At 71.0% G+C, this 19,274-nt stretch carries 14 protein-coding genes; 10 read left to right on the top strand and 4 right to left on the bottom strand.

From position 1 onward, the window contains the following. The first annotated feature begins 25 nt into the window (after window positions 1-25). From KF887_17720 to KF887_17710, 3 genes are all read left to right on the top strand, one after another. Window positions 26-2,797, top strand: coding sequence for a [protein-PII] uridylyltransferase (locus KF887_17720; GenBank protein QYK41191.1), 2,772 nt, complete (start codon window positions 26-28; stop codon window positions 2,795-2,797). Continuing rightward, window positions 2,794-4,338, top strand: a complete 1,545-nt coding sequence (murJ, locus tag KF887_17715) for a murein biosynthesis integral membrane protein MurJ (protein ID QYK41190.1) — start codon at window positions 2,794-2,796, stop codon at window positions 4,336-4,338. Before KF887_17720 ends, murJ begins: the two co-directional genes overlap by 4 nt. 74 nt (window positions 4,339-4,412) lie before the next feature. Next, on the top strand, window positions 4,413-5,570 hold the full coding sequence (locus KF887_17710; protein ID QYK41189.1) for an exo-alpha-sialidase: 1,158 nt from the start codon (window positions 4,413-4,415) through the stop codon (window positions 5,568-5,570). 126 nt (window positions 5,571-5,696) lie between these two features. Here the strand turns inward: KF887_17710 and KF887_17705 are convergent, their stop codons facing one another. Continuing rightward, window positions 5,697-6,380 (bottom strand): rhomboid family intramembrane serine protease, encoded by a 684-nt coding sequence (locus tag KF887_17705; protein QYK41188.1) that lies wholly within the window; start codon window positions 6,378-6,380, stop codon window positions 5,697-5,699. 84 nt (window positions 6,381-6,464) lie between these two features. Between KF887_17705 and trpS the strand changes: the two genes are divergently transcribed. Next, window positions 6,465-7,508: a tryptophan--tRNA ligase gene (trpS, locus tag KF887_17700; protein ID QYK41187.1), complete on the top strand. Its 1,044-nt coding sequence runs from the start codon at window positions 6,465-6,467 to the stop codon at window positions 7,506-7,508. 50 nt (window positions 7,509-7,558) lie between these two features. Further along, entirely contained in the window at window positions 7,559-8,569 is a 1,011-nt protein-coding gene (locus KF887_17695; protein ID QYK43636.1) for a hypothetical protein, read from the top strand. Here the strand turns inward: KF887_17695 and KF887_17690 are convergent. Further along, entirely contained in the window at window positions 8,529-10,118 is a 1,590-nt protein-coding gene (locus KF887_17690) for a metallophosphoesterase (protein QYK41186.1), read from the bottom strand. The two genes, KF887_17695 and KF887_17690, sit on opposite strands and share 41 nt — an antisense overlap. Continuing rightward, on the bottom strand, window positions 10,115-11,425 hold the full coding sequence (locus KF887_17685) for a nucleotide sugar dehydrogenase (protein ID QYK43635.1): 1,311 nt from the start codon (window positions 11,423-11,425) through the stop codon (window positions 10,115-10,117). Before KF887_17685 ends, KF887_17690 begins: the two co-directional genes overlap by 4 nt. Before the next feature lie 166 nt (window positions 11,426-11,591). On the opposite strand from KF887_17685, the gene KF887_17680 reads away from it, so the two are divergent. From KF887_17680 to KF887_17670, 3 genes are read left to right on the top strand one after another with little or no spacing between them, the layout of a single operon-like run. Beyond that, the gene (locus KF887_17680; GenBank protein QYK41185.1) at window positions 11,592-12,557 is read left to right on the top strand and encodes a polysaccharide lyase; all 966 of its coding nucleotides are present in this window, start codon (window positions 11,592-11,594) and stop codon (window positions 12,555-12,557) included. A gap of 7 nt (window positions 12,558-12,564) precedes the next feature. Continuing rightward, a complete protein-coding gene (locus KF887_17675) occupies window positions 12,565-13,641 on the top strand; it encodes a glycosyltransferase family 4 protein (protein ID QYK41184.1) in 1,077 nt (358 codons plus the stop codon). Continuing rightward, window positions 13,638-14,342, top strand: coding sequence for a polysaccharide deacetylase family protein (locus KF887_17670; GenBank protein ID QYK41183.1), 705 nt, complete (start codon window positions 13,638-13,640; stop codon window positions 14,340-14,342). The genes KF887_17675 and KF887_17670 overlap by 4 nt, the downstream gene beginning before the upstream one ends. Here KF887_17670 and KF887_17665 read toward each other — a convergent pair. Continuing rightward, on the bottom strand, window positions 14,339-15,313 hold the full coding sequence (locus KF887_17665; GenBank protein QYK41182.1) for a hypothetical protein: 975 nt from the start codon (window positions 15,311-15,313) through the stop codon (window positions 14,339-14,341). The genes KF887_17670 and KF887_17665 overlap by 4 nt on opposite strands. Before the next feature lie 161 nt (window positions 15,314-15,474). Here KF887_17665 and KF887_17660 point away from each other — a divergent pair, with 161 nt between their 5' ends. Both KF887_17660 and KF887_17655 read left to right on the top strand, forming a co-directional pair. Continuing rightward, window positions 15,475-17,379, top strand: a complete 1,905-nt coding sequence (locus KF887_17660) for an ABC transporter ATP-binding protein (GenBank protein ID QYK41181.1) — start codon at window positions 15,475-15,477, stop codon at window positions 17,377-17,379. Beyond that, window positions 17,376-19,274, top strand: coding sequence for an ABC transporter substrate-binding protein (locus KF887_17655; protein ID QYK41180.1), 1,899 nt, complete (start codon window positions 17,376-17,378; stop codon window positions 19,272-19,274). The genes KF887_17660 and KF887_17655 overlap by 4 nt, the downstream gene beginning before the upstream one ends.

Raw genomic sequence — 19,274 nt, 5'->3', positions numbered from 1 at the left:
GGGCGACCGGCCGCAGGACCCCGCCATGGCGACCGCCGTGGCGGGCAGCGTCCCCACACCCCCGTTCCTCGACACGATGCCTGATGCCGGGGACCTTGTGCAGGCCATCGCGGACGAGGCGCGCGGGGCGACCGGCGGGCTGCGCGCCATCGCGGTGCGCCACCTTGCCGCCGCCCGGGCCGACACCCAGGCCCGTCTTGCCGCGGCCTTCGCCGACCGCCCGCTCGATGCCCGCGCGCTGATCCGCGCGCAGGCGCGGCTGACCGACGACCTCGTGACCGCGACGCTGGGCGTCGCCACGACCATCGCGCATCCGCTGCCCAATCCGACCGGGGCCGAACGGCTGGCGGTGCTGGCCGTGGGGGGCTATGGCCGGGCCGAGATGGCGCCGCATTCCGATGTCGACCTGCTGTTCCTGACCCCGTGGAAGATCACGCCCTGGGCGGAAAGCGTGATCGAGACGATGCTCTACATCCTCTGGGACCTGAAGCTGAAGGTCGGCCATGCCAGCCGCACGGTGAAGGACTGCATCCGCCTCGGCCGCGATGACATCACCATCCGCACGGCGCTGCTGGAACATCGCTTCCTGAGCGGGTACCGCCCGCTGGCCGACGAACTGGATGACCGGCTGTGGTCCGACCTGTTCCGCAACACCGGCCCGCAGTTCATCGAGGCCAAGCTCGCCGAACGCGCCGACCGGCACAAGCGGCAGGGTGGCCAGCGCTACATGCTCGAACCCAATGTCAAGGAGGGCAAGGGCGGCCTGCGCGACCTGCAGACGCTCTACTGGATCGGCAAGTACCTGCACCGCGTGCCCTTTGCCGCCGGTCTGGTCGATGCGGGCCTGTTCGCCCGCGATGAATACGAGACCTTCCGCCGGGCCGAGGATTTCCTCTGGGCGGTGCGCTGCCACCTGCATTACATCGCCGGCCGCGCCATGGATCAGCTCACCTTCGACGCCCAGGTCGAGGTTGCGGCGCGCATGGGATACCGCGACACCGGCGGACGGCGGGCGGTCGAGCATTTCATGCAGGACTACTTCCGCCACGCGACCAGGGTCGGCGAGCTGACGCGCATCTTCCTGACCGGGCTCGAGGCGCGGCACGTCAAGCCCGAGGCGCGGCTGGAAAGCGCGATCGCGGGCCTTCTGCGCAGGCCCCGGAAGGTGGCGGCGGGCTACCGCCTGCTGCATGGCCGCATCGACGTGGCCGACCCGGGCGCCTTCCTGTCGGACAAGCTGAACCTGCTGCGCCTGTTCGACGAAGGCCTGCGCACCGGCTATCTGATCCATCCCAACGCGATGCGGCTGGTTGCGGCGAACCTGCACCTGATCGACGACGCGATGCGCGCCGACCCCGCCGCCGCCGACATCTTCCTCGGCCTGATGCTGAAGCACGGCAATCCCGAACGCGCGCTGCGCCGGATGAACGAACTGGGCGTCCTGTCGGCCTTCCTGCCGGAATTCGAGCCGGTGGTGGCGATGATGCAGTTCAACGTCTACCACCACTACACGGTGGACGAGCACATCATCCAGACGATCAGCGTGCTGGACCAGATCGAGCGCGGCGAACTGGTGGAAGAACTGCCCGTGGCCAGCGGCATCCTCAAGGCGGGGGTGAACCGGCGGGTGCTCTATGTCGCGCTCCTGCTGCACGATATCGGCAAGGGCCGACCCGAGGACCATTCGATCCTGGGCGCCCAGCTCGCGCGCCGCATCTGCCCCCGGCTGGGCCTCGACCCCGAGGAAAGCGAAACCGTCGAATGGCTGGTGCGCCATCACCTGCTGATGTCCGACATGGCGCAGAAGCGCGACCTGTCCGACCCCCGCACGCTGCGCGACTTCGCCAAGGCGGTGAAGACCCGCAGGCGGCTGGACCTGCTGACCGTGCTGACGGTCTGCGACATCCGCGGTGTCGGGCCGACCACCTGGAACAACTGGAAGGCCATGCTGCTGCGCAAGCTCTACCGCGACACCGCGGCGGCGCTGGAGGGCGGGCTCGAGGCCGTCAACCGCGTGAACCGCGAGGACGAGGCCAAGGGCCTGCTGCGGCCCCGCCTGTCCGGCTGGTCCCCCGCCGAGATCGAGGCGGAACTGGCACGGCACTACGCGCCCTACTGGCAGGGCCTGCCGACCGAAACGCAGGAGGTGTTCGCCCGCCTGCTGCGCGGCATCGGCGATGCCGAAATCCGCATCGACCTGCATCCCGACCCCGACCGCGACGCCACCCGCGCGGCCTTCGCACTGGCCGACCACCCCGGCATCTTCTCGCGCCTTGCCGGGGCGCTGACGCTGGCCGGGGCGAACGTGGTGGATGCGCGCACCTATACCTCGAAGGACGGCTACGCGACGGCGGTGTTCTGGGTGCAGGATGCCGACGGCCACCCCTACGAGGACAGCCGCCTGCCCCGTCTCCGGACCGTCATCGCGCGCACCCTCAAGGGCGAGGTCGTCCCCCGCGAGGCGTTCCGCGACAAGGACCGCATGAAGAAGCGCGAGCGCGAGTTCCGCTTTCCCACCCACATCATCTTCGACAACGACGGGTCCGACATCTACACGATCATCGAGGTCGACACCCGCGACCGCCCCGGACTGTTGTATGACCTGACGCGAACCCTGGCGAACAACAACATCTACATCGCCAGCGCGGTCATCGCGACCTATGGCGCCCAGGTGGTCGACACCTTCTACGTCAAGGACATGTTCGGCCTCAAGCTGCACGCCCGGTCGAAGCAGGAGGCGCTGGAACGCAAGCTGCGCCAGGCCATCGCCGAGGGTGCGGAGCGCGCGAAGGGATGAAGCCCGTCCGCCTGATCCGCGGCTTCGTCACCGTCGGCGGCTGGACGCTGCTGTCGCGCGGCGCGGGCTTCGTGCGCGACGTGATGATGGCGGCCTATCTCGGCGCCGGACCGGTGGCCGAGGCCTTTCTCGTGGCCTTCAGCCTGCCCAACATGTTCCGCCGCTTCTTTGCCGAGGGCGCGTTCAACCAGGCCTTCGTGCCGCTCTTCTCCAAGAAGCTCGAAAGCGGCGGCGACGCCCGCGCCTTCGCCCGCGATGCCTTCAACGGGCTGGGCGGCATCCTGCTGCTGTTCGCGGTGGCGGGCACGCTGCTGATGCCCTGGCTGGTCTGGGCGATGGCCGCGGGCTTTTCCGGCGACGAACGGTTCGACCTCGCCGTGCTCTTCGGCCGCATCTCGTTCTGCTACATCCTATTCATCTCGCTGGTGGCGCTGATCTCGGGCGTGCTGAACGCGCATGGCCGCTTCACCGAGGCCTCCTTCGTCCCGGTGCTGATGAACCTGATGTTCATCGCCGCCATGCTGGTCGCCGACCGCGCGGGCTGGGACATGGGGCTGACGCTGGCCTGGACGGTGCCGGTGACGGGCATCGCGCAGCTGGCGTTCACCTGGTTTGCCGCCCGCAGGCTGGGCTTCTCGTTCTCGCCCGGCTGGCCGCGCCTCACCCCCGACCTGCGGCGCCTTCTGGTGATCGCCGCGCCCGCCGTGCTGGCCGGTGGCGTGGTGCAGGTCAACCTGCTGGTCGGCCGCCAGGTCGCCAGCTTCACCGAGGGCGCGGTGGCCTGGCTGTCCTACGCCGACCGCCTGTACCAGTTGCCGCTGGGGGTTGTGGGCATCGCCATCGGCACCGTGCTGCTGCCCGATCTCAGCCGCCGCCTGCAGGCGGGCGATGCCCAGGGCGGCCGCGACAGCTTCAACCGTGGCAGCGAATTCGCCCTGGCGCTGACGCTGCCCGCGGCGGTGGCGCTGGTCGTCATCGCCATGCCGCTCTGCGCGGTGCTGTTCGAACGCGGCGCCTTCACCGCCGACGACACGGCGGCCACCGCGCTGGCCCTCGCCGCCTACGGGCTGGGCCTGCCCGCCTTCGTGCTGCACAAGGTGTTCCAGCCGCTCTACTACGCGCGCGAGGATACGCGCCGCCCGTTCCGCTATGCCGTCGTCTCGATGCTGGTCAACGCCGCCCTTGCCGTGTCGCTGATGCCGGTGATCGGCTTCATGGCGGCGGCGCTGGCGACCACCGTCGCGGGCTGGACGATGGTCTGGCAGCTCTGGCGCGGCACCCGCGGGATGGGCGAGGCGGCCGCCTTCGACGACCGGTTCCGCCATCGCCTGCCGCGCATCGCGCTGGCCTCGGTGGTGATGGGGGGCGCGCTCTGGGGCGTGGCGCTGCTGCTCGGGCCGATGCTGGGGCTGCCCGGCCTGCGCTATCTGGCGCTTGCGCTGCTGGTGGCCGCCGGGATCGCGGTGTACTTCGCCGCCGGCGCGGCGCTTGGCGCGTTCCGCCTGGCCGAACTGGCCGCCGCTTTCCGCCGCAAGCCCTGATCCGCTGCCGCCGGGGGTTTCCGAAAGCGCCGAACCGGCGTAGCCTTCCCCTGCGGCAGGCGAGGAGAGGCGCGATGCACACCCCCAGGACACTCATGGTCGGAACGACCAAAGGACTGTTTCTGCTGGAAGATTCCGGCGACCGTCAGGATTGGCGCCTGTCCGGCCCGTTCTGCGGTGGCTGGCCGATCAACCACGCCACCGGCGACCCGGCGACCGGCACGATCTGGGCAGGCGGCGGGGGCGACTGGTTCGGCGCGGGGGTCTGGCGCAGCGACGACGGCGGAACCGGCTGGACCTTGTCAAAGCTGACGAAGGGTCAGATGGACGAATGGGCCGCGAACGATGCCGATTTCGCGGCAATGATCGGCTGGCAGCCCGGAGATCCGCCCTTTGCCGATGAATTCGCCCAGATCTGGTCGCTGGCCCACGCCCATGGCCGGCTCTATGCCGGTGCCAAGCCCGCGACGCTGGTGGCCAGCGACGACGGCGGCCGGACCTGGCAGAAACTGCGCGGCCTGACCGATCACCCCTCGTCCGACAGCTGGCAACCCGGTGCGGCCGGGCTGACGCTGCACACCATCGTCGCCGATCCGGCCGACCCGGCAAAGCTGTGGGTCGCCATCTCGGCCGCCGGTGTCTTCGCCTCCGAGGATGGCGGCGCCACATGGGAACGCCGCAACCGGCTGTCGAATGCCGAGGCCTGCCATCACGACCATCCGGCGGCACCGAAGGACGGCGACACCGGCCATTGCGTGCACAACATGATGCGGGCGCCCGGGGGCAAGGGCGACGTGCTCTACCAGCAGAACCATCATGGCGTGTTCCGCAGCAACGACGGCGGGCGCAGCTGGGATGACATCACGGCGGGCCTGCCCTCGACCTTCGGCTTCCCGATCCGTGTGCATCCGCGCGACCCGCAGACGGTCTGGACGCTGCCGCTCAACGGCGACATGGCAGGGCGCTATCCGCCCGATGCGGCGGCGGCGGTCTGGCGGTCGCGCGACGGCGGCGCCACCTGGGCCGCGATGCGCGACGGGCTGCCACAGCGCGGCTGCTTCTTCACCGTCCTGCGGCAGGCCATGGCGGGCGATACGGCGGAACCTGCCGGCGTCTATTTCGGCACCAACTCGGGGTCGGTCTTTGCCAGCACCGACGAAGGCGACAGCTGGCAGGAAATCGCCCGCCACCTGCCGACCGTGCTCTGTGTCGAGGTTCTGGAACGCGCCTGACCGGCAGGCACCCGTGACCCGGGCCGAAGGGGGCCCGGGGCGAGTGTTAAAAAGTGGTTAAGACGAACACCCCAACCCATTGGAATCGTTGACATTAAAAAATGTCCCATCGTGGGACGCCCCACGCTATCGGTCCCGCAGCTTCGCCACCACCCGCGCCCAGCCCCCCGGGCTGACCACGAAGGACAGCAGGAACCCGGCCGCGAAGCCCGCGATGTCGGCCACCCATTCCGGCCCGCCCCCGAACAGCAGCCCGAACACGAACTGCACCGCCAGCAGCATCCCGATCAGCGTGAAGGCCCGCGCCCGGTTCGCCCCCCGCTGGCCGAGGTTCGTCCACAGGATGAAGGTGAAGGCCCCGATCAGCCCGTAGACCGGCGGATAGCCCCCGATCATCGGCATCTCGATCCAGGGCACCACGGCATAGCTCACCGACCCGGCGACGGTCGCACCCAGCACCACCGCCAGCACCGCCCACCCCCGGAACACCTCGCCCACGAACTTGCCCAGGGCCAGCAGGAACACCACCACGAACAGCGTGTGCGTCAGGTTCACATGCACCAGCGGATAGCTGACGAACCGCATCATCCCCGCCGCGGGCCAGGTGTCGTTCGCCCACATCCAGCGCGCCAGCTCGGGCGAGAAGGCGAACCGCTGCACCGCATCCAGCCGCCACCCGACCGCCCCCGGGCCGCCCACCAGCCCCGATGCGCCAAGGCCCACGACCACCTCCATCGCGATCACCGGCAGGGCCAGCAGCCAGACCACCGGCGGCAGCGGGTTCAGCGGGGGGGCGTTGCGGTCGTCCATCGCGGGGTCTCCAGGGGCCGTGATTGACGCCCCGTGCCGCCAGCGATAAGCCGTCGCGGCACCCATTACCAGACGGAGCATCCCATGGCCGAGCCGGTCCAAACGCCTCAGGCTTTCCCGACGCGCATCTTCTCGGGCATCCAGCCCTCGGGGGGGCTGACGCTCGGCAACTATCTCGGCGCGCTGAAGCGCTTCGTGGAAAAGCAGGACGAGGGGATCGAGACGGTCTATTGCCTCGTCGACATGCACGCGATCACCGTCTGGCAGGATCCCGAGAAGCTGCGCAGGCAGACGCGCGAGGCGGCGGCGGGCTTCATCGCGGCAGGCATCGACCCGGCGCGGTCGATCCTGTTCAACCAGAGCCAGGTTTCCGCCCATGCCGAGCTTGCCTGGATCTTCAACTGCGTGGCGCGCATCGGCTGGATGCACCGGATGACCCAGTTCAAGGACAAGGCCGGCAAGAACGCCGAGAATTCCTCGCTGGGGCTGCTGGCCTATCCCTCGCTGATGGCCGCCGACATCCTGGCCTACAAGGCCACCCATGTGCCGGTGGGCGAGGACCAGAAGCAGCACCTGGAACTGACCCGCGACATCGCCATGAAGTTCAACCACGACTACGGCGTGAACTTCTTCCCGATCACCGAGCCGGTGATCGAGGGCGCCGCCACCCGCGTGATGTCGCTGCGCGACGGGACCAGCAAGATGTCGAAGTCCGACCCCTCGGACCAGAGCCGCATCAACCTGACCGATGACGCCGACACCATCGCCAGGAAGATCCGCAAGGCCAAGACCGATCCCGCGCCGCTGCCCGAAACGCTGGACGGGCTGAAGGACCGCCCCGAGGCGCGCAACCTGGTCAACATCTATGCCGCGCTTGGCGGCATCAGTGCGGAACAGGTGATCGCCCAGTACGCCGGGGCCGCCTTCGGCACCTTCAAGCCCGCACTGGCCGATCTGGCTGTGGCGAAGCTGGAACCGATCACGACGCGCATGGTCGACCTGATGCAGGACCCCGCCGAGATCGACCGTATCCTTGGCGAGGGGGCCGACAGGGCCGAGGCCATCGCGCGGCCGGTGCTGGATCAGGTCCATGACATCGTGGGGATGATCCGGTCTCGCCGCCGGTGAGACGGGCGGCGCGCGCCGTCCTGTTCCTTGTCGCGCTCGGCGCGGCGGCGATGACGTGGCAGGCGGCGGCGCTGGTCGCCGCCGACCCGATGCTCGCGCCGCTGCGTGCCGCCACTGCGGCCGAGATCGTGGCCGCGACCGACCGCGCCATGGCCCGCGCCGCCACACCCGACCGGATTTCGGCCCTGATCGCCGCCCGGCTGGCCGAAGACCCGCGCAACTGGGTTGCGCTCGACGCGCTGGCCGCCGTCGCTGCCGAGCGTGCCGTTCCTCTTCCCGAGACCTTTGCCGATCTGCGCGCGGCCGACTTCGGCATGCTGGCAATGGCCGACGACTGCCTTGCCTGCGCCTGGGACATCCGGGCCTGCACCCTGTCGAACGTGCTGGTCTGCAAGGGGCCGATCCTGCTGACACCGGTCGAGGATGTGCGCGGCCTCGTCAAGGCGGGGACGGACTGGATGCTTGGCGACGAGATCGACGAGGTGGATCTGGCATTGTCGGTCGTCGGGCTGGGGGCGACGGCCCTTGTGCTGGCCTCGGGCGGCAGTTCGGCGACGCTCAAGGCGGGGGCGGCGCTGGCCCGGGCGGCGCGCGGCATGCGGGTGCTTTCGCCCGCGCTGGAAGCCTCGGTGATCGCCGGTGTCCGGGCCGGGGCCGACCTGCCTGCGCTGGCCCGGGCACGCAGCCTGGACGACGTGGCGCGGGCGTTCCGCCCCGATGCGCTGGCACCGCTGGCCCGGCTTGCCGAGGATGCGGGGCGGATGCGCGCCGCCCTGGGCACCGAGGGGGCGCTGCACCTGATGCGGCTGGCCGACAGCGGTGCCGAGGCGACGCGGGTCGCGGATGCCGCCGTGGCGCTGGGCCCGCGCGCTGTCGGGCGGGCCGAGGTCCTGGGCAAGACACGGTTCCTGCGGGCGACGGTGCGGCTGGTCGATACCGGCTGGGCGCTGGTTGCGGGGATCGCGGGGCTTGTCTGGTCGGTCGGAACAATGCTGGCCGGGCTGGCGGGGCAGGGGGCCGTCAGGGTGCTGCGCCGTCTGGCGCGACCAGCCCCGAGGTAAGGCGCGACAGGTGCCCGATCACCCGTGCCAGCGCGGCCAGATCGGAGGGCAGGCGCGGTGCGCTGGCGGTCAGGGCGGCGGACAGCCGGGCATAGGCGCGGGCGCGATCGGCGGGAATCGCCGCCTCGGCCGGGGTGGCGCCAGGGCGCAGCACATGCCAGTCGGCCGCAAGATCGCGTCCGGCCACCCGGCCCAGGACGCCATCGCCGGGCAGGCCCAGGCCCTGCGCCAGATCGGCCAGACTGCCTGCCAGCAGCGCCGCGGCCCCCGGCGGCCAGTCGCGCGGCAGGTGGCGGCGGATCGCCCGCGCGCGCGCCTGCGCCAGAAGGAAGTCACCGATGGTCCGTGCCGCTGCGCCTTCGCCATCGGCGCCCTGCGCGGCATAGATCGCCATCAGCGCGCGATCGCAGGGCACATCGCCCAGCGAGACCTGTTCGACCCGCCCGCCATCGCCGGGGTGCACCACCGCAAAGCCGGGCGGCCATGCCACCAGCGACGGCACCGCCACGTCCCGGAGCCCGCCGCCCCGGCTTTCGCCCCGCACGTGCATGTGGCCGCCAAGGTGCAGCGTGACGCCCGCATCGGCCAGAACCTGTGCCACCGCAGGGTCCGGGGCCCGGCGCGACAGCGTGGCATGGCCCAGATGCCCCAGCCCCGTGCCTGCAGCCCCGAACGGATCGCGCAGGGGGTAGTGCGACAGCGCCAGCAGCGTCTTGCCGCCAGCCCGCGCCCGCGCCGCAACCCCGGCAACCCAGTCGATCAGGCGGGGACGCTGCGCCACCACGGCCGTCCAGCCCGCATCGGACGGGTCGAGGAAGGCACGCTTGCGGCGCGGGTCGGCGATGCCCGGGCGCGGTTCCCAGACATTGGCATCCAGCATCAGCAGCCACAGGCCCGCCGCCGGTTCCACCAGATAGGATGCGTCGAGCACGCGGTGCGAAACGCTGCCGTCGCGCGCCTGCATGACGTGCTGGCGGGCGTCTGGCCGGTCGTCCGCGCCGAAGGGGCTTTCCCAGTGCAGATCGCCGGGGCGGCGCATGTAGCCGAAGCCCGCCATCGCCCGCAGCGCATCGGCCTGCCCGGCGATGCGCATCCCGGGGGACAGGATCCTGCCGGGCCCGGCGCCCGGCAGGTCCGGGTCGCTGCTGACACTGACGCTGCCGCCGTCGGCGCGCAGCACGCGGGCGGCGCTGTGCTTGCCTGCGACGCCCCACATGTCGTGGTTGCCGGGCAGGGCGTGGAACACCAGTCCCGCCCGGTCGCGCCACAGGGCCAGCCGTGCCGCCAGCGCGGCCGTCGCGCCGGTCTGTCCCGCATCGGTGTAGTCGCCCAGCAGGACGACATGCCGGATGCCGCGCGCCTGCACCCGCTCGATCGCGGCGTCGAACAGCGCGGGGCTTTCGTTCACCGCGCGTGACGCCGTCACCACGTCGTCCCAGGGCCGAAGCCAGACCTGCCGGCCGTTCAGCACCACGCCGTCGGCGCCCGGGTCGGCCGCGATCTCGGCGCGGTGCGCGTCGGCGATGACGGCGACGGGCGGCAGCGTCACGCCTTGACCACCCGGTCCATCGGCAGCCCGCGCCGCGCGATGGCATTGCGCGTGTCGATCACCAGTGCGGCGTGTCCTGCGATCAGCGCATAGTCGAGCGCATCGTGGTCGGTGGCGATCAGCACGGCGTCGAAGCCCTCGATCGTCGCGGCGTCCAGCGGCACCGATGCGCGCCCCATCAGCGCGCCATAGGCCCGCGTGCGCGGAATGGCGGGCACGAAGGGGTCGTGATAGGCGGCACTGGCCCCGCGTTCCTCCAGCAGTTCGATCAGCCGCAGGGCCGGGCTTTCGCGGATGTCGGGCACGTTCTTCTTGTAGGCCAGTCCCAGCACCAGAACCCGGCTGCGGCTGAGCGCGCGGCCCAGCCGCCGGTCAAGCGCCTCGGCCAGTCGAGCGACCACATGCGCGGGCATTCCGGCGTTGATCTCGCCCGCGAGTTCGATGAAGCGGGTGGTCATGTCGTACTCGCGCGACTTCCAGGTCAGGTAGAACGGGTCGATCGGGATGCAGTGGCCACCCAGCCCGGGGCCGGGGTAGAAGGGCATGAAGCCGAAGGGCTTGGTCTTGGCCGCCTCGATCACTTCCCAGACGTCGATCCCCATCGCGTCGTAGATCAGCTTCAACTCGTTCACGAGCGCGATGTTCACCGCGCGGAACACGTTCTCGGTGATCTTCACCGCCTCGGCCGTGGCGGTCGTGGACACCGGCACCACGCGGTCGACGCAGGCGCCGTAGAAGGCGGCGACCAGTGCGCCCGCCTCGGCCCCGTCACCTGCCACGACCTTGGGGATCGTCGCGGTATCGAAGGCGCGGTTTCCGGGGTCCTCGCGCTCGGGCGAGAAGCCGAGGAAGAAATCGCTGCCGGACCGCAGGCCGGTCTCTTCGAGGATTGCGCGCACCGGGCCGTCGGTCGTGCCCGGGTAGGTGGTGGATTCCAGCACGATCAACTGCCCCGGGCGCAGGCAGGCGGAGATCGACCGGCAGGTCGACGTGACGAAGGACAGGTCGGGTTCGCGGTGGCGGGTCAGCGGCGTCGGGACGCAGATCACCACCACGTCGCAGGCGCCAAGCGCCGCGAAATCGGTTGTCGCGGCGAACCTGCCGGCGAAGACCGCTTCGCGCAGCGCGATGTCGGGCACCGCCTCGATGTAGCTCTGCCCCGCCGCCACCGCCTCGATCTTGGCGGGGTCGATGTCGAAGCCGGTCACGGGGAACCCGGCACGCGCGACCGCGATCGCCAGCGGCAGGCCGACATAGCCCAGCCCGATCACCCCCACCCGCGCCTGGCGCGATGCGATCGCGGCCATCAGCCTGTCGTAAGGCGCATCCGGCATCGGACCCTCCCATATCGGTGAAAGCCCTGCGGTGGTCGGGTCATTCCCCCGTGAAGTCAAGGCGCCCGGGATCACTTAGCTGTCGCCATGCCGCGATGTCGCGGCTAGGTTCGTCGCCGGAGCGGCAGCGGAGGATCGGATGCGCGGAACGGTGACTGCGGGGATTGCCCTGGCGATGACGGCGGCGGCGGCGCTGGCCGACCCGACGGCAATGGTTCTGCGCGATGGGTTCGAGGGTGCCGATTTTGCCGCCGATGGCGGGCTTTACTACCGCGAGAACGCCGAACAGGCGGCGGGCACCGTGACCTTCCAGCCCGAAGTGGTGCGGAACGGTCAGGGCGCGCTGAAGCTGTCGGTCGTGTCGCTGTGCAAACCGACCGACGACGGCTGTTCGGAACGCGCCGAGATCTGGGAACGCACGGCGCTGCGCGTGCCCTATGACCGGGGCGTGTGGTACGGGTTTTCGGTGCGCTTCGGCGACCCGATCCCGCAGGACGACCATCGCTACCTGATCGCGCAGTGGAAGCGCGAGATCGGACCCGAGGCCGAGGGCGATTTCAGCCCCTACCTTGCCTTCCGGATGACGCGCGGCAAGCTGTTCATCACGGTCGAGACGAACCACGCCCCGCCCTCGGTCCCGCCGGGAACCGGGATTGCCGCGTGTCCCGAGGGCCAGACGCCCGCCTGGCTGCGCCCCGAGACGAACCAGATGCGCCTTCTGGTTGCCGCCGCGCCGGGATTTTCCGAGGCCGATGATCCGCGCTTCACGGCCTGCACCGACAGGACCTTGCATGTCACCTACGGCAATCCGCTGCCCGCGCCGGGCGATGGCTGGATCGACTTTGCGATCTGGTCGCTTCCGGGGCCGGACGGGACCGGCCATCTGGAGGTCTTTGCCAACGGCAAGCGCATCGTGACGGTGAAGGGCAATGTCGGGCACAACGACAAGGGTCTGGGCCAGAACCAGTATTTCAAGTTCGGCCCCTACCGCGACGGCGCGCCCGATCCCTGGACGCTGTTCTATGACGATTTCGTGCGCTCGCCGGATTGCATGGATGTGCTGGCCGATGCGGCGCTGTGCGCGGCCGTGGCGGGGCAGGGCTAGGGGGCGGATGCGCGTCGCGTTCTACGCGCCGCTGAAGGCGCCCGACCATCCGGTGCCGTCGGGCGACCGCCTGATGGCGCGGCTGATCCTGCGCGCGCTGGCGGTGGCCGGTCACCAGGCGGGCGTCGTGTCGGACCTGCGCGCCTTCCTGCGCGATCCGGCCGACCGGGCCGGACATGACCGGATTGCCGCGACCGCCGCGGCGGAACGCGACCGCATCGCCGCCGACTGGGCCGCCGAGGGGCCGCCCGATGCCTTCCTCTGCTATCACCCCTACTACAAGGCGCCCGACCTGATCGGCCCCGCGCTTGGGGCGCGGTTCGGCCTGCCCTATCTGACGGTCGAGACATCGCTGTCGGCGCGGCGCGACATCGGGCTGTGGGCCGCGATGCAGGCGCGCGTGCGCGAGGGGGCCGCGCAGGCGGCGCTGAACATCTGCCTGACCGCGCGGGACGAGGCCGGGCTGCATCAGGCGCTGCCCGGGGTCCGCACGCTGCGGCTGGCGCCTTTCGTCGACACCACGCCTCTGCCCCCCATGCCCGAGCCTGGCCATCTAGTGACCGTTGCCATGATGCGCCCCGGCGACAAGATGGAAAGCTATCGCCACCTTGCCGCCGCGCTGGCGCGGGTTTCCGGCGACTGGCGGCTGACGGTGGCGGGCGATGGCGAGATGCGCGCCGAGGTCGCCGCCCTGTTCGCGCCGTTCGGTGACCGGGTGCGCCTTGCCGGGCAACTGGCCCCGGACGACGTCCTGCGCCTGATGTCGCAGGGGTCGGTCTATGCCTGGCCGGGCTGCGGCGAGGCCTATGGCCTGGCCTATCTCGAGGCGCAGGCGGCGGGCCTGCCGGTTGTCGCGTTCCGGACCGCGGGCGTGCCCGAGGTCGTCTGCGACGGCGAGACGGGGATTCTGGCCGGGTCCGGCGACGTGGCGGCGCTGGCTGCGGGTCTGTCGCGCCTTGTGGCCGATGACGGGCTGCGGGCGCGCATGGCGGGCGCGGCACAGGCGCGGGTTGCCGCGCGGCATTCGCTGGCCTCGGCCGCGCGCGGGTTCGACCGGGCCCTGCGGCAGGCGGCCGCCGCATGACGGCCGACATGCTGCGCCGGGTGCTGGACGGAGCGGCCGAACGCGGCCTGACCGCCGATCTGTGGCTGCGCGACGACGATGCGGTGGTGCCGACCGACGCGCTCGACCGTCTGCTCGCGCTCGGCGTGCCGGTGACGGTGGCGGCGATCCCCGCGCCATCCGGAGCCGATCTGGCCCGACGGCTGGCGGCCCAGCCCGGGGTCGCGGTGGCGGTTCATGGCTGGCGGCACACAAATCACGCGGCGGCGGGCGAGAAGGCGCAGGAACTGGGCGCGCATCGCCCCGCCGCGACGGTCGCCGGGGACCTGGCGGCGGGATTCTCGCACCTGTCGTCCCTGCACGGCCCGCGTTTCGTGCCGATGCTGGTCCCGCCCTGGAACCGCATCTCGCCGGATGTGGTCGCGACGCTGCCGCGCCTCGGGTTCCGGGCGCTGTCGGTCTTTGGCCCGAACCGGCCCGGGGTCCTGCCGCAGGTCAACACGCAGGTGGACATCATCGACTGGCGGGGCACCCGGGGCGGGCGGCCTGCCGATGCGCTGATGGCCGAGACGGCGCGCGCGGTGCAGGCTGGGGGGCCGGTGGGAATTCTGTCGCACCATCTGGTGCATGACGGCGCCGCCTGGGCGTTTCTCGATGCCCTGGTCGCGGCGACGCGCGACCATCCCGGCTGCCGCTGGCTGACGGGGCACGACCTGGTCTAGCCCTCTGCCGCGTCCCACGGCTTCCACGGAATCAGCATCCCGCCGTCGCGTGCCTGCACCTCGGCCGCGCGCGCCATCGCCATGGCCAGCGTGGTGCCGGGGGGCAGGCCGGGTTCCACCATCCCGGGCGCGGGCACTGTCACCGGCCCCTGCCGCGCGACCAGCGTGAACACCAGCGGGCCGGTTGCCCACCATGCCGGGGCGCCCGGCATGGCGGCAGCGGCCAGCGGCAGGATCTCGACCAGCCGCCGGATTGCCGGATGGTCCGGCGCCGCCGCGATCAGGGAATTGGCCAGCAGCAGCGACCCGCGCCCGGTCAGGCGCGGCACGTCCTCGGCCAGGGCGGCAAGACCCGCCATGGGAATCGCGTGATCGAGGCCGATGTCGTCGCGTGCCGGATACCAGTCGGCATCCAGATAGACCCCGCCCTCGGCCAGCAGGATGGCATAGCGCGCCGCGTCGACCGCACCGGGATAGTCCCCCGCCGCCAGCCGTTCGGCAAAGACCGGACCGGCGTCATGCCCCGCCGCCGCCAGATCCGCCGCGCGCCAGAGCCGGTGGCGCCACCCCTGCCGTTCCGCATGGGCGGCCCAGGCCGGAATTGTCGGGGGCAGGGGACGCGGGCCGATCCAGACCTGATGGATCACCCGGGGGATCGGCCGCGCCGCTGCCTGCACCATGGCCTGACGCAGCGCGCCGCCGGCGGCGGTGATCCCGTCCAGCACCTCGGGCGGGGGCACCAGATGCGCCTGAAACCCCACCCGCGCCACCGGGTCGCCATCGGCCTTGGCCTGCCGCAGCAGCGCCGCATGCAGCCGCCGGTTCAGCCCGAGCGCGGTCACCGGCGGCAGATGCGCCAGATGGCCCGCCGCCACGGCGGCCAGAACGGCCCGGGCCCGGGATGCGTCGCCCGAACGCCGGGCCGCCTGCGCCTCGGCGATCGCCGCATCCAGTTCCTGTTTCGGTGCCATTTCGCGCGTCCCGCCTGTTCCGGTGCATGAAGTTAAGCCGTCCGCCTCTGCCCGGTGCAAGCCGATAGACAGCGCGCCTGCCCTGCAATACCGTCGCAACCGGCAAGGCGGGGACATCCCGCAGGGGCGGGCGCGATGCGTGCAGACAAGGGGCGTTCGGTATGACCCACGGGCGTGACCTTTTGCGCGTCGAGGATCTGCGCGTGTCCTTCCGGCTGCCGCATGCGCGGATCGAGGCGCTGCGCGGCGCCGCGCTTCGGGTTCTGCCGGGCCGGGTGACCGCGCTGGTGGGCGAAAGCGGGTCGGGCAAGTCGGTGCTCAGCCAGTGCGTGATGGGCCTGCAGCCGCGCGCGGCCGAGGTGTCGGGCCGCATCCTCTTTGACGATCCGCTGGGCTCCGGCGCGCCGGTCGACCTGCTGTCGCTGCCGCAGGACGGGCGGCGGATGCGTGCAATCCGGGGCCGCCGCATCGGCATGATCTTTCAGGAACCGATGACCAGCTTCTCGGCGCTGCACACCATCGGCAACCAGATATCCGAAGTGCTGCGCATCCACGCCCCGGACAGCGCTCGCGCCATCCGCACCCGCTGCGAGGAAATGCTGGCGCTTGTGGGGTTCTCGCGCCCCGCCCGGGTGTTCGACATGTATCCGTTCGAACTGTCGGGCGGCATGCGGCAGCGCGCGATGATCGCCATGGCGCTGATCTGCGACCCCGCGCTGCTGATCGCGGACGAACCGACCACGGCGCTTGACGTCACGATCCAGGCGCAGATCCTGAAACTGCTGCGCGATCTTCAGGAACGGCTGGGCATGGCGATCCTGCTGATCACCCATGACCTCGGCGTGGTGGCGAACATCGCCGACGAGGTGGTGGTGATCTACCACGGCGAGATCATGGAGGCCGGTCCGGTCTCGCCGCTGTTCCGCAGCCCGCGCCACGCCTATCTGCGCGGCCTGATGGGTGCCATCCCGCATTTCGGGATGAAGCCGGGCGACCGGCTGCGCCCGCTGCGCGACATCCGCCCCGACCGCGAAGCCTTCAGGGCGGCCCGCCCGGCTGCGCAGGCTGCCCCGCCGCGCGACCTGCCCGCCGACCATGCGATCCTGCGCGTCGAGGGGCTGACGAAATCCTTCCGCATCCGCAAGGAGGGCTGGTTCGGCAAGGGCGCATCGACGGTGGCCAAGGCGGTCGACGGCGTCGGCTTCACCGTGCGGCGCGGCGAATGCCTGGGTCTCGTGGGCGAAAGCGGGTCGGGCAAGACCACGGTCAGCAAGATCATCATGCGCGCGGTCACGCCGGATGCGGGATCGGTGATCTTCGATGACGGAAGCGGCCCGGTCGATGTGCTGCGGGCGGAGGGCCCGGCGCTGCACGACCTGCGCACCCGCATCCAGATGGTGTTCCAGGACCCGGTCGCCTCGTTGTCGCCCCGGATGACGGTGGGCGGCATCATCGCGGAGCCGATGGAAATCCACCGCCGCCTTGACGGGTCGGGGCGCAAGGCCGCGGTGTCCGGCCTGCTGCGCGCCGTCGGCCTTGAACCCTCGGCGGCGGCCCGTTTCCCGCACAGCTTCTCGGGCGGTCAGCGCCAGCGCATCGGGATCGCCCGCGCACTGGCGCTGTCGCCGTCGCTGCTGGTCTGCGACGAACCGGTCAGCGCGCTGGACGTCTCGGTGCAGGCGCAGGTGCTGAACCTGCTCAAGGACCTGCAGAAGGATCTCGGGCTGACCACGCTGTTCATCTCGCACAACCTTGCGGTGGTCGACTACATGGCCGACCGGGTGGCGGTGATGTGGGCGGGCCGGATTGTCGAGATCGCCCCGCGCGAGGTCATCATGTCGGCCCCGGTCCATCCCTACACCCGTGCGCTGCTGGCGGCCGTGCCCTTCCCCGATCTCGACCGGCCGCTCGATTTCGCCTGCGCGGGCGTCGCCTCGGCCACGGCGAGCGCGTCCTGGCCGGCCGCGTTCCGCGACGAGGGCGGCGATCTGGCGCCTGCCGATCTGGGGGGCGGGCATCAGGTGCTGGCCCGCCGCAGCGCCGATCTGCGGGAGCTTGTGGCATGATCACCCGCCGCGCCACCCTTGCCCTTCTGGCGGCCGCCGCGCTGCCCCGCGCCGCCACCGCCCTTGCCGAACCCGAGGTGCTGCGTGCCGAGGTCGAGGCCGGGCGCCTGCCGCCGATGGCCGCCCGCCTGCCGAAGAACCCGCGCGTGATGCCCCTTGCCGCCATGGGACGCCAGACCGGGCAGCCCGGCGGCACCATCCGCATGCTGGTCGGCGGGCAGCGCGACGTGCGGCTGATGCCGTTCTATGGCTATGCACGGCTCGTGGGCTATGACGACCGGCTGAACCTCGTGCCCGACATCCTTCAGGCGGTCGAGGTCGAGGATGGCCGCGCCTTCACCTTCCGCCTGCGCGAAGGGCACCGCTGGTCCGACGGCGAACCGATGACCGCCAGCGACTTCCAGTATGTCTGGGAGGACATGATCACCAACCGCGACCTCTATCGCGGCGGGCCGCCCACCGAGCTGATGCAGGGCGACACCCCCCCGCGGTTCGAGGTGCGGGATGCCCTGACGGTGCGCTATTCCTGGCCCGCGCCGATGCCCGACTTCCTGTCGAAACTCGCCTCGCCCGCGCCGGTGATCCTGGTCGCGCCGGCGCATTACCTGCGCCAGTTCCACGCCCGCTACAATGACGAGGCATCGCTGGCGGACCTGATCAAGAAGAACCGCGTCGACGACTGGCAGGGCCTGCACACCAAGATGGGCCGCCAGAACCGCCCCGAGAACCCCGAGCTTCCCACGCTGGAGCCCTGGCGCCCGCGCACCGCGCCGCCCGCCGAACGGTTCGTCTTCGAACGGAACCCCTATTTCCACCGGGTGGACGAGACCGGCCAGCAGCTTCCCTATGTCGACCGCGTCGAACTGAACGTCGCCTCGTCCGAGGTGATGGTGGCCAAGACCGCCACGGGCGAGACCGACCTTCAGGGCGCCTGGCTGACCTTTGCCGACTACACCCACCTCAAGCACGCCGAAGACCGCTATCCGCTGAAGGTGTCGCTGTGGCGGCACAGCAAGGGATCGGCGGTCGCGCTCTACCCGAACCTGACCTGCGGCGATGCGGGCTGGCGGCCGCTGTTCCGCGACATCCGCGTGCGCCGCGCGATGTCGGTCGCCATCGACCGCGAGGAGATCAACAAGGTGCTGTTCTACGGCCTGGGCCGGGAAAGCGCCGATACGGTTCTGCCCGAAAGCCCCCTCTACCGCGAGGAATATGCCCGCGCCTGGTCGCAGCACGATCCGGCGCTGGCCAACGCGCTGCTGGACGAGGCCGGGCTGGACGCGCGCGGCCCCGGCGGCATCCGCAAGCTGGCCGACGGGCGGCAGGCGGGCATCGTGGTGGAAACCGCCGGCGAAAGCGCGCTGGAAACCGATGTGCTGGAACTGGTGCGCGATCATTTCCGTGAGATCGGCATCGCGATCTACATCCGCACCTCGCAGCGCGACATCTTCCGCAGCCGCGCGCTTGCGGGCCAGGTAGTGATGTCGGTCTGGCAGGGCATAGAGAACGCCGTTCCCACCGCCGACATGTCGCCGGACTCGCTCGCGCCCACGAATGGCGAACAGTATCAGTGGCCGATCTGGGGCCAGCACTATTTCTCGGCCTCGACCTCGGGCACGAAGCCCGACATGGACGCGCCGCTGACCCTGCTGGGCGATCTGGCCGAATGGCGCCGCTCCACCGACGCCGCGGCGCGCGAGGCGATCTGGCACCGCATGCTGCGCCTGCGCGCCGAACAGGTATTCACCATCGGCACCGTCAACGGCGCCCTGCAACCCGTGGTGCATTCGGCCCGGCTGCGCAACGTGCCCGACAAGGCGCTCTGGGGGTTCGAACCGACCAGCTACTTCGGCGCCTATTCACCGGACACCTTCTTCTACGGCGACGGGGCCTGA

This window comes from Paracoccaceae bacterium, from assembly GCA_019454225.1.
In the GTDB taxonomy this organism is placed as follows: domain Bacteria; phylum Pseudomonadota; class Alphaproteobacteria; order Rhodobacterales; family Rhodobacteraceae.
Note: the sequence above shows the minus strand (reverse complement) of the source record. Positions and strands in the feature narration are given on the sequence as shown.

Excerpts from the sequence above, each read along its gene's own strand:
- KF887_17705 (QYK41188.1), bottom strand. The coding sequence starts at position 6,380 with ATGGACGACCGCAACGCCCCCCCGCTGAACCCGCTGCCGCCGGTGGTC.
- murJ (QYK41190.1), top strand. The coding sequence starts at position 2,794 with ATGAAGCCCGTCCGCCTGATCCGCGGCTTCGTCACCGTCGGCGGCTGG.
- KF887_17710 (QYK41189.1), top strand. The coding sequence starts at position 4,413 with ATGCACACCCCCAGGACACTCATGGTCGGAACGACCAAAGGACTGTTT.
- KF887_17660 (QYK41181.1), top strand. The coding sequence starts at position 15,475 with ATGACCCACGGGCGTGACCTTTTGCGCGTCGAGGATCTGCGCGTGTCC.
- KF887_17680 (QYK41185.1), top strand. The coding sequence starts at position 11,592 with ATGCGCGGAACGGTGACTGCGGGGATTGCCCTGGCGATGACGGCGGCG.
- KF887_17720 (QYK41191.1), top strand. The coding sequence starts at position 26 with ATGGCGACCGCCGTGGCGGGCAGCGTCCCCACACCCCCGTTCCTCGAC.
- KF887_17675 (QYK41184.1), top strand. The coding sequence starts at position 12,565 with ATGCGCGTCGCGTTCTACGCGCCGCTGAAGGCGCCCGACCATCCGGTG.
- KF887_17670 (QYK41183.1), top strand. The coding sequence starts at position 13,638 with ATGACGGCCGACATGCTGCGCCGGGTGCTGGACGGAGCGGCCGAACGC.
- KF887_17695 (QYK43636.1), top strand. The coding sequence starts at position 7,559 with ATGACGTGGCAGGCGGCGGCGCTGGTCGCCGCCGACCCGATGCTCGCG.
- KF887_17665 (QYK41182.1), bottom strand. The coding sequence starts at position 15,313 with ATGGCACCGAAACAGGAACTGGATGCGGCGATCGCCGAGGCGCAGGCG.
- KF887_17685 (QYK43635.1), bottom strand. The coding sequence starts at position 11,425 with ATGGCCGCGATCGCATCGCGCCAGGCGCGGGTGGGGGTGATCGGGCTG.
- KF887_17655 (QYK41180.1), top strand. The coding sequence starts at position 17,376 with ATGATCACCCGCCGCGCCACCCTTGCCCTTCTGGCGGCCGCCGCGCTG.
- trpS (QYK41187.1), top strand. The coding sequence starts at position 6,465 with ATGGCCGAGCCGGTCCAAACGCCTCAGGCTTTCCCGACGCGCATCTTC.